The organism is Deltaproteobacteria bacterium, assembly GCA_009930495.1.
Taxonomy (GTDB): Bacteria; Desulfobacterota; Desulfovibrionia; order Desulfovibrionales; family Desulfomicrobiaceae; genus Desulfomicrobium.
Map to the genome: position 1 here is coordinate 1 of RZYB01000092.1, position 10625 is coordinate 10625.

General features: G+C 60.8%; 10 protein-coding genes. 7 read left to right on the forward strand and 3 right to left on the reverse strand.

From position 1 onward, the window contains the following. The first annotated feature begins 56 nt into the window (after window positions 1–56). Complete coding sequence (locus EOL86_08725; protein NCD25659.1) at window positions 57–2240, forward strand: glutamine synthetase type III; 2184 nt, start codon at window positions 57–59, stop codon at window positions 2238–2240. A gap of 190 nt (window positions 2241–2430) precedes the next feature. Next, complete coding sequence (locus EOL86_08730) at window positions 2431–3492, forward strand: AI-2E family transporter (GenBank protein ID NCD25660.1); 1062 nt, start codon at window positions 2431–2433, stop codon at window positions 3490–3492. 94 nt (window positions 3493–3586) lie between these two features. On the opposite strand, the gene EOL86_08735 is transcribed toward EOL86_08730, so the two are convergent. Together EOL86_08735 and EOL86_08740 are read right to left on the reverse strand one after the other, a co-directional pair. Then, complete coding sequence (locus EOL86_08735; protein NCD25661.1) at window positions 3587–5341, reverse strand: aldehyde ferredoxin oxidoreductase; 1755 nt, start codon at window positions 5339–5341, stop codon at window positions 3587–3589. Beyond that, a complete protein-coding gene (locus EOL86_08740; protein NCD25662.1) occupies window positions 5338–5742 on the reverse strand; it encodes a 4Fe-4S dicluster domain-containing protein in 405 nt (134 codons plus the stop codon). The genes EOL86_08735 and EOL86_08740 overlap by 4 nt, the downstream gene beginning before the upstream one ends. Window positions 5743–5870: 128 nt before the next feature. Here EOL86_08740 and EOL86_08745 point away from each other — a divergent pair, with 128 nt between their 5' ends. Next, window positions 5871–6206, forward strand: coding sequence for a hypothetical protein (locus EOL86_08745; protein NCD25663.1), 336 nt, complete (start codon window positions 5871–5873; stop codon window positions 6204–6206). Window positions 6207–6262: 56 nt separating this feature from the next. Here EOL86_08745 and EOL86_08750 read toward each other — a convergent pair whose 3' ends face one another. Next, on the reverse strand, window positions 6263–7441 hold the full coding sequence (locus EOL86_08750; GenBank protein NCD25664.1) for a Bcr/CflA family efflux MFS transporter: 1179 nt from the start codon (window positions 7439–7441) through the stop codon (window positions 6263–6265). Window positions 7442–7624: 183 nt separating this feature from the next. On the opposite strand from EOL86_08750, the gene EOL86_08755 reads away from it, so the two are divergent. The 4 genes from EOL86_08755 to EOL86_08770 all read left to right on the forward strand — a co-directional run. Next, on the forward strand, window positions 7625–8086 hold the full coding sequence (locus EOL86_08755) for a hypothetical protein (protein NCD25665.1): 462 nt from the start codon (window positions 7625–7627) through the stop codon (window positions 8084–8086). 222 nt (window positions 8087–8308) lie between these two features. Then, window positions 8309–9280: a sugar ABC transporter gene (locus tag EOL86_08760; GenBank protein ID NCD25666.1), complete on the forward strand. Its 972-nt coding sequence runs from the start codon at window positions 8309–8311 to the stop codon at window positions 9278–9280. Window positions 9281–9384: 104 nt separating this feature from the next. Next, the gene (locus tag EOL86_08765) at window positions 9385–10044 is read left to right on the forward strand and encodes an NAD(P)H-dependent oxidoreductase (protein ID NCD25667.1); all 660 of its coding nucleotides are present in this window, start codon (window positions 9385–9387) and stop codon (window positions 10042–10044) included. 6 nt (window positions 10045–10050) lie between these two features. Continuing rightward, on the forward strand, window positions 10051–10625 hold a 575-nt coding region (locus tag EOL86_08770), incomplete at its 3' end, for a hypothetical protein (GenBank protein ID NCD25668.1).

Sequence of the window (10625 nt, forward strand, 5' to 3'; positions counted from 1 at the left end):
CATCTTGCCTGATACTGCACGGCAGAACATATTCGTAACTTGTCCTGGAGGATATCATGAGCGGACTTTCGGCCCGTCGGGACGCCATCAAGGCCATCACCGATTATAAACCCCTGCACGATCCCTTGAATTTCAGCGAAACCTCGCCCACCGATGTTTTTGGCTGCAATGTCTTCAATGACATTGTCATGCGCGACCGCCTGCCCAAGAATGTCTACAAATCCTTGAAGAAGACCATTGAGTTGGGTGAAAAGCTGGATGCGTCCGTGGCCGATGTCGTGGCCAATGCCATGAAGGACTGGGCCATCGAGAAAGGCGCCACCCATTTCACCCACGTTTTCTATCCACTGACCGGTCTGACCGCGGAAAAGCATGATTCTTTCCTGACCCCGGACGGCAAGGGCAGCGCCATCGCCGAGTTCAGCGGCAAGCTGCTCATCCAGGGCGAGCCCGACGCCTCCAGCTTTCCCTCCGGCGGTCTGCGCGCCACCTTCGAGGCCCGTGGCTACACCGCCTGGGACGTGACCAGTCCGGCCTACATTCTGGAAAATCCCAACGGCACCTTCCTGTGCATCCCCACGGCCTTCGTGTCCTGGACCGGCGAGGCCCTGGACAAAAAAACGCCGCTGTTGCGCTCCATACAGGTCCTGAACAAGCAGGCCAAGCGCGTGCTCAAGCTCTTTGGCGTCGAGACCAAGCTGCCCGTGACCAGTTATGCCGGCCCGGAGCAGGAATATTTCCTCATTGACCGCAATTTTGTCTTTGCCCGTCCGGACCTGCTCATCGCCGGCCGGAGTCTGTTCGGAGCCAAGCCGCCCAAGGGCCAGGAATTCGAGGACCAATATTTCGGCGTCATTCCCCGTCGCGTACTGTCCTTCATGATGGAAGTGGACCGCGAGCTGTTCAAGCTGGGCGTGCCGGTCAAGACGCGCCACAACGAGGTCGCCCCCAGTCAGTTCGAAATCGCGCCCATCTACGAGCAGGGCAACCTGGCCACGGATCACAACCAGCTGGTCATGACCGTCTTGCGCAGCGTGGCCAAGCGCTATGGGATGGTCTGCCTGCTGCACGAAAAGCCCTTTGCCGGCATCAATGGTTCCGGCAAGCACCTGAATTATTCCATCGGCAACGACGAAGTCGGATGTTTGTTCGACCCCGGCGACACGCCGCACGAAAACGCCCAGTTTTTGGTTTTTTGCGCCGCCGCCATTCGCGCCCTGCACAAGTTTGGCCCGTTGTTGCGCGCCACCGTGGCCAGCGCTTCCAACGACCATCGCCTGGGCGCCAACGAGGCCCCGCCGGCCATCATGTCCATGTATCTGGGCGAGCAGCTGGCCGACGTCTTCGAGCAGATCAAGAACGGCGGCGCCAAGAGCTGCAAGCAAAAAGGCGTCATGAACATCGGTGTCGACACCCTGCCCCCCCTGCCCATGGACCCGGGCGACCGCAACCGCACCAGCCCCTTCGCCTTCACCGGAAACCGCTTCGAGTTCCGGGCCGTGGGTTCGTCCATGTCCATCGCCGGCTCCCAGGTGGCTCTGAACGCCATGATGGCCGATTCCCTCGATTATATCGCCACGGAGCTGGAACAGGCCACGGCCGGGGATCCTTCCAAACTCAACGCCGCCGTGCAGTCGCTGCTCAGGACAATCATGGAGGAGCACGACGCCGTCATCTTCAACGGGGATGGCTATTCCGAAGAATGGCACAAGGAAGCGGAAAAACGCGGTCTGGCCAATTTGAAGACCACGCCCGACGCCCTGCCCATGCTGTCCGCGCCCTCGACCATCGAGCTGTTCACCAAATACGGCGTGCTGACCGAGGCCGAGTTGAGATCCCGCGAGGAAATTTATCTGGAGCAGTACTGCAAGACCATCGAGACCGAGGCCAATTTGATGGTCCGCATGGCCACGACCATCATCTTCCCGGCCGCGTTCCGTTATCAGAATGAATTGGCCCAGGCCTGCGCCAACCTCAAGGCCATTGGCAAGGAATACGGCACCACCACCCTGGACCAGCTCACCGCCAACCTGCGCGCCATGCAGAAGGTGACCTATGAGCTCCAGGCCCTGGTGGAAGGCGACAAGGGCAACGGCGCCCATGCCCAGGCCAAGTTCTTTTGCGACAAGATCCTTCCGGCCATGGCCGAGGTACGCAAGCACGCGGACCTGCTTGAAACCATCGTCGCCGATGATCTCTGGGTTCTGCCGAGCTACATGGAGATGCTCTTCATCCGGTAGTTTTTCCCGGACAGGCCTGTCGCCCAGCCCTCCTTCCCACGCCGGATTCCGACCGCCGGCTGGCTTCGGAATCCTTCGGGCCGCTCCATCTGGAGCGGCCTTTTTTTAGTGCGCCGCGCTAGGCGCATTGACGCGCCCCCTGGCCCGGGCCTAAATTCGTGCGTTCCCCTTTACCCGCGCGAGGATGCTCATGGATCTTATCCGGCAGTGGCTGCACAATGTCATTTTCGACCCCCAGCGATTCATTCTGTTCATGGTCCTGGCCGTGTGCACGGTCCTGGTGCTGGCGGTGGGTGACTTGGTGGCGCCGGTCATCGCCAGTTTGGTCATCGCGTTTTTGCTGGAAGGCGTGGTCCGGGCCCTGGAGAATTTGCGCTGTCCGCGTCTGGTGGCCGTGGGCGTTGTTTTCGGCCTGTTCATGCTTTTTTTGGCCGTGCTCATTTTGGGCTTGGTGCCACTGCTTATCTCCCAGGTCACGGGGCTGGTGCACGACATACCGGGCATCATCGCCCAGGGGCAGGACATGCTGCGGCATTTGCCCAAAAAATATCCCAAGCTGCTGACGCCGTCCCAATCCCAGGCGATTCTCGACGGCCTGACCACCCAGCTGTCCCTCTACGGCCAGCAGGCCCTGGCCTTTTCCCTGGCGTCCATGCGCTCGGTGTTTTCTTTCGTGATTTATCTGGTGCTGATGCCGCTCATGGTCTTTTTTTTCCTGAAGGACAAAAAGCAAATCCTGGCCTGGGTGGGCGGATTTTTGCCCGAGGATCACAGCCTGGCCAGCCAGGTCTGGCTGGACGTCAGAATCCAGGCCGGCAACTATGTTCGGGGGAGGATTTGGGAAGTGCTCGTGGTCTGGGCCGCGACGTATGTGTGTTTTTTGATCGCCGGCTTGGATTATGCCTTGCTGCTCAGCCTGCTGGTGGGGCTGTCGGTCATTTTGCCCTATGTCGGGGCCGTGGTCGTGACCATGCCCGTGCTGGCCATCGCCTATTTTCAATGGGGCTGGGGCGGCCATTTCACCTGGACCATGATCGCCTATCTGGCTGTTCAGCTCCTGGACGCCAATATCCTGGTGCCGCTGCTTTTGTCCGGCGCCGTGAACCTGCATCCCATCGCGTCGATCCTGGCCATTTTGGTGTTTGGCGGGATTTGGGGATTCTGGGGCGTGTTCTTCGCCATTCCCCTGGCCACGGTGGTTCAGGCCGTGCTCAAGGCCTGTGCTGTCCATCGTATCGTCGTCGCGGAATAGGGGCGGACGACGCGGGGCGCCGCTCCGCATTCCGCCAGGGACATGGCTTCTGGACCCCATCAAGGGCGGAGGCGCGCCCGCCGTGATGGGATGGTCAGGCTTTTTCGGCGTCCGCCCGGCCCATGTCCCGAATCGCCGTCGCATAGGCCTGCCGCAGGTTTTCCAGATACACCGGATCGGTTTGTCCTTTCCAGGTGGTCACCTCGAGAAAACGCTTGGGAATGGAGGCGCGCATGGGATCGAACCCTCCGGCCAGACGCGCCCGCCAGCGCAGTTTCTGAATCCGTCCTCCGGCCTGTTCCAAGCCGTCGGCCAGGGTCGCGCCGCCAAGGACGTTCAAGCATGCCCGCAGACTGTCCAGTCCGTACACCTTGCGCGCGAAAAGGCAGGCGACCATGGACGTCTGGATGACCCGCTCCCGTTCGTCTTCCAGCAGAAAGGCCAGGGCCTTGGCCACGTCCTTGGGCGCGTTGGACTGATCGTAGCTGTAGGCCCCGGTGTCCAGGTGGGAATGTCTGAGTCCCAGGGACTGGGCCACGTAAAAAACCTCGCCCGTGGCGTAACCGGCCATTTCCTGGCCGAGGACGCAGGCGAAATCCTCGCCGCCGTAATGCCTGGCCGCGGTCATGGTGCCCTGGGCAAGCAGCCTCCAGAATTCGGTCTTGCCCGCGGCCAGAAGGTGCACGGCCTCCATGTAGCCCCGGGCCTGCCCGAAACGCAGCCCAAGGCCGACCTGCTCCGGCGTGACCACGCCCTTTTCCAAGGCCTCGGTGGCCCAGGCCAGGGCCACGCCGCCGCTCATGACATCGAGCCCGGCCTTTTCGATTTCGTCCATGACGCTCAACACGTCCGGGGCATGGGTCAGGCCGAGCATGGAGCCGGTGGCGAAGATGGGCTCGTAATCGTAGGGCACCTGACGGTAGAAGTACTGGTTGTCGGCCTGGAATTTCTCGCGCACGAATCCGATATGGATGCAGCCCACCGGGCAACCGGAACAGGCCGCGTTGCGCAGCAGCGTGTCGTCGGCGAAGCGCTGGCCGGTAATGCCGGTGATTCCAGGATCGGATGTGGCCTGCAGGTTGCGCCAGGGCAGGGCCTTGAGGTCGTTCAGGGCGTCCAGGTTCGCGGCCGTGCCCAGATTGTGGTATTTGCGCATCATGTCCGTGTCCGTGACCTGACGGAAAATATCCCGAAATAAAGCCGCGTAGCTCTTGCCCGCCGGCAGTTCGCGCGCGCCCTCGCCCTCGATGGCGATGGCCTTCAGGTTTTTGGCGCCCATGACCGCGCCACCGCCCAGGCGTCCAAAATGGCGGTAGGTGTCCACGTTGACGCAGGCCATGGCCGATTTGTTCTCGCCGGCCGGACCAATGCGCATGATGGTCCGATGCCCGGAACCCTTGAGCATGCGGCGCAGAAGCTTGCCACTGGCCAGGGCGTCCTGGCCCCAGAGATAGCCGGCCTCGATGATGTCGATGCGGTTTTCACCCAGATGCAGGACCACGGGGCGTTCGGCCCGGCCCGTGATCACCAGGGCGTCGTAGCCGGCGAAACGCATGGCCAGGGCGCCGCGGCCGCCGGCGTGGGACTCGGCGTACTGGCCATGCACGGGCGAGGTGAAGGCGCAGACCGTCTTGCTCATCAAGGGGAAGTATCCCGTCAGGGGACCGATGGCGAAGATCAGGGGCTGGGTGGGATCGTCCCAGGCCAGATCGGGGCGGGCCAGATCAAGATGCAGCCGGGCCGCCAGGCCGGAACCGCCCAGATACAGCGCGGCCCCATCCCTGTCGCGCGGACCGGATTGGCCGGTGGTGAGGTTCACTTCCAAGATTTTGAATGTTTCCGAAATCATCCGTCCACCTCCACCAGTTCCAGACAGTCATGGGGGCAAAAATCCACGCAGGCCCCGCAATGGATGCAGACAAAGACATGGCCCTGCCGGTCCTGGGCAATGGCGTCCACCGGACAGGCCGCGACGCATTTGCCACACTGGATGCAGAGTTTTTTATTTTGGGTGACGCCGCCGCCAATCCGGGCCTTGAGGCTGCCCGTGGGGCAGGCCGCGGCGCAGGGGGCGGGATCGCAGGCCAGGCAGACCTTGGCCAGAAATCCGGAAGACATGCCTCCGGAAGATTGAATGCGGATACCGGCGGTTTCCCAGGACAGGCATTTATGCACGATACGCGCGCAGGCCAGGGAACAGGAGTGACAGCCGATGCATCGCTCCATGCGGGGTGCCTTGAGGTGTTTCATGAATGGATTCCGTGGATGTGGGTGAAACGATGCGCAAGGGTAAGCGGCTTGGCGACGGTTGTGAAGGCCCGTGTGTCGTGTTTACAAGCTCGCCCAACTATGAAACCGAGAGGGTCACGGAGGTGCTTGTGGCGGAACGTGTTTTTTCCATTGTCGCCAGGCCGGACACGGGCCTGGAACTTTTCGAGATTATCAAGGCCCATGTCCAATCCCTGCACGAACAGGGCCTGTCCCGCGTCGTGGGATACGACGTGATGAGCAACGGGCGGGTCTTTCTGCTCAAGGTGCGGGGACCGGAAATGGATGTGTTGCCCTCGGACGAGACCCTGGAGCAAGTCCTTGGCGATGCCTTCGTGGCGCGCTTGGAGGCCCTGGCCGAGGAGCTGGTGGACGGTTTTTATGTCCCGTCCTTTGCCCACTGCGTGTCGGAATCGGCGCGGGGCGCGGCGGAGAGCGCGCCGTAGCGTGTCGCGGAGGTGATCGCTGGTGTCAAACGCCGTGCCTTTGGGCGCGGCGTTTGTTATTTGGACCAACGCTTGCCGCTCAGAACCGGCAACAGGATCAGGACTAGGCTGGAGCTGACCATGCCGACCATGGCCAGGATCGGGATTTTGTTGTCCCAGGGTTGGGCGATGAGCCACATGGCCACGGCTCCGCTGACAAAGTAGGTGAACATGATCAGGGACGAGGCCGACCCCGCGTCGGATTTGACCTGGTCGAGCAGGAAATTGTTGCTTGGGGGTCTGGAAATGCCCGAACTCATGCTCAGAAAGGCCATGGGCAGGGCCATGCCCCAGGGGCCAAGGTCGGAGCACAGGGCCAGGGCCGTGGCGCCGAGCAGAATCCCGGCGTAGCCCATGATAATGATGCGCAGACTCGTCAGCCGGTTTGCCTTGAGCAGGCGGCCGCAGATCCAGAAGCCAAGCATGAGGGCGGCGGAGTTGAAGGCGAAAAAATAGCTGTAGACCTGTTCGCTCAGGCCAAAATGGGTCACGTAAATGAAGGATGAACCGGCGATGAAGCAGAAGAGTGGCGTCACGCCCAGGGCGATAAGGGCGCACAGGGACATGAAGCGCGCATTGGTCATCAGCCGGAAGTAGCTCCCGAGCACCTGTTTGAGGCTGTTCGACGTCTGGGGCGCCGGTTCCTTCAGGTTGGACACGCCGCGAATGGCGATGAGCCCCAGCAGTGTCTGGGCGTAAAAAATTCCAGACCAGTGCCACAGGCGCATCATGATGCCGCCCAAAACCGGGGCCAGCATGGGTGCCAGGGCCACGATGACGGCGATGTGGGCCATGACCCGTTCCCGTTCGGCCCCATCGAAATAGTCCTTGGTCATGGCCAGGGACAGGGTGGCGGCCGATGCCGCGCCAATGCCCTGGGCCACGCGCCCGATGATGAGAGCCAGCGGGCTGCCGGCCTGGGCACAAACCAGGCAGGCCAGGACATAAATCGAGATGCCGGCGATGAGCACGGGTTTGCGGCCATAACGGTCCGACAGGGGGCCGTAAACGAGCAGGGCGAGACTGAAGCTGATGAAAAAGCCGATCAGGGTCAGATTGATGGTGGTTTCGGACGTGTTCCAATCCCGAACCAGGGAAGGCAGGGCCGGAAGATACATGTCCGTGGACAAGGGCGGAAAGGCCGCCAACAGAATTAGCAAAAAAAGCGCGCGTATTTTGATTTGTGGTGATGTCATTGGTATCGGGGGTTGGAGATAGGAAGAACAGCCTCTAGGGGTTGGGGGCCGGTTTGGCAAGAAAGCAAGCCCCGTGCCCGTGAAAAGAATTTTTTCACATTTGGGATGCGCCAGACACGGATGGATGTCGGCATGGGCCGTGCATGGGGAAGGGCAGATGGCATTTTTTGCCGGAGGTATCCCATGACGATCGCAGCTCCCCTGGCCGTCCTTGGCATCGCCAAGACCGCTTTTTCCATCATCGGTTCCCTGGCCGATGCCGTGTCCCGTCCCGCATCCCAGACCGCGGCAGCGGCCACGCCGGCCAAGGCCCAGGAATCCATCTGGCATCAGCTCGGACAGGCGGTGGACGTGACCGCCTTGAGCCGGGACGAAATGACCAAGGTGGCCTGGACCCTTTACGACAACGGCGCCATTGGGCTGGATGACTTCCGGATGCTGACTCTCGACCACGGCGACCAATCCGGATTGCTCACCGCCGCCGATGCCCAGGGCCGGGTGGACTGGGCCGCCGAATTCCAGGCCCGCCTGGATCAGCATCGTTCCCAGGGCGACGAGCAGGCCATGACTCAAGACCAGCGCGCGCTGGATATTTTGTCCCGGTTGCGGGCCGGGTCCAAGGGGGTGACGTCCATTCGGGTTTGATCCGCGTTTTTTTCCGCTCCTGGTTTTCTTTTCCCCCTGCATTATTTCAAAAAAATTGCCGACGGTTCCTTGCCTTTCGGCGTCCGCCTGCGTTATTTCCAGGGCCCCGGGGGAGGATCCCCGTCCGTGGCGTCCGTCATCCCCGCCATGCCCAGGCCCGCGTCCGGCCGAGTCCGACCCGAGGCAGAGGCAATGTGACCGCAACCCCGATAAGGATTGATCATGAAAAAACTTGTTGTGCTGGCTGTCTTTTGCCTGTTGAGCGCCTGTGTCGATGATGGAAAGAAAACAATCCTCGTCATCGAGAGCTACCATGCCGAATACCTCTGGGACGCGGGCTATGTGCGCGGGCTCAAGTCGAAATTGGGCGAAGCCTTCAATCTTGAGTTCTTTTACATGGACACCAAACGGCTGCCCAAGGAAGAGCACCAGGCCATGGCGGCCAAGGCCCTCGATACCTATCACGCGGTGAAGCCGGATCTGGTCATCATTGGTGACGACGCGGCCCTAAAATTCACGGGCCCCCGCCTGGCCCGGACTTCCACGCCGGTGGTTTTTCTGGGCATCAACAACAATCCGCGCAACTATTTCATGCAATGGCCGCGCAATTTCACCGGCATCCTGGAACGTCCGCTGCTGGCCGAATCCATCGCGACCATGAAGGCCGTCATGCCCGATCTGCGGCGCGTCGCCGTGCTTTTCGACACGGATCTCACGGCCCGGGCCACGCATGAGGAGCTTTTCGTGAACCAGGACGAAACCACCATCGCCGGCGTCGAGGTGGACATCAAAATGGTGCCCACTTTCGCCGAATGGCAGCGTCTTGTGGCGGAATCCGGCCAGAATTATCAGGCCTATGTGATGGGGCTGTACCATAATCTCAAGGACGAATCGGGTGCGACCGTCGATCCGGAACAGGTCGCGGTCTGGACGTCCGCCAATTCTCCGGTCCCTCTTTTCGCGTTCTGGGATTTTTCCGTCAGCGCGGACAAGGCCGTGGGCGGCTTGATCGTTTCGGCCGAGGAGCAAGGCCGCATGGCCGCCGACGTCGCGGAACGGATTCTAAGTGGAGCCAAGCCCGAGGAAATCCCGCCCGCTTCCGGCGGCAATGGTGAGTTATTGTTCAGCCAAACCCAACTGGCCAAGCACGGCCTGACCTTGCCCCGGGACATGCTGGCCCGGTTGCTCGATTGACGCCGGGGATTGACGTATGATCGGCCGTGCTTTTTTCATGAATCATCGGATGGGGCACGATGCCCGGAATTTTTTTCACGACCGCCCAGCCACTGGAGATAGCCATGGATAAACAAATCATTCTCGATGCCTTCATGTTTCGACACGCGTGCAAGGAATTCGACCCCAAGGCCAAGATTTCCGAAGAGGATTTTTTGTTCATTCTCGAAACCGCCCGGCTCTCGCCCAGTTCCTTCGGATTCGAGCCCTGGCAGTTTCTGGTGATCCAGGACATGGGCTACCGCATGAAATTGCTGCCGCATGTCTGGGGAGGCAAGACCCAGATTCCCACGGCCAGTCATTTTTTGGTTTGCCTGGCCATGAAAGCCCCGTTGCTGAAATACGACAGCGCCGGAATCGCCGACTTCATGCGCCAGATCCAAGAACTTCCGGAGGATCGGATCACCGCCCGCACCGAATATTACGCCACCTTCCAGAAATCCGACTTCCGTTTGCTGGACAGCGATCGGGCCATGTTCGATTGGGCCTGCAAACAGTGTTACATTGCCCAGGCCAACATGATGACGGCGGCGGCTTTGATTGGGATTGATTCCTGCCCCATCGAGGGCTTTATTCAAGATAGGGTCGATGAGGTTTTGGCCGAGGATTTTGGAGTCGATCTGGATGAATACGGCGTGGCCTACATGCTGGCCTTCGGCTACCGGATCAAACCACCCCGGCGCAAGACACGCCGTCCCTTGGATCAAATGGTCCGCTGGGTTTAGTCTTTCGTGGACAAGGCACCACATCAGGACGCGCGGGATACCTGCTCCATCGCCGAGGTCTCCAAGTATTGCATGGCCACGGACCTCGGCCTGGAGTGCGTGTGTTCCAAGCGGACCACGCTCAAGGTCGGAACCGGGACCACGGTCAAAAAGGAAGACAGCACCCTCTATTATTATGCCAAACAGGTCGATGACGACCTGCTGGATCTTCAGTCCCTCAACGCCCAGTTTGCGCCCTCGGGGCCGACGGCCACGGTGACCATGGCGGAGCTGATTACCCAGTACCAGCCCGAGGTGGATCTCTTCCTGTCCAAGGTCAAGCCGGTCATGCAGAAAATCGCCAAGGCCGTGGCCAGGGGGGATCGGCACCGCTCCAACGGACATCCTTTCTCGGCGGCCATGGAATACCGCAATGCCTTGGGATTGGACGAAAAAAATGTTCGCGCCCTGTTCGGTCTGGGCCTGACGTACATGCAGTACGATCAGCCAGACAAGGCCCAGGCGGTATTCGAGGAGCTCATGGCCCTGGATGGGTTCGCGCGCCCCGAATACAAGCATCTCTTCAACGAATTCGGCATCGA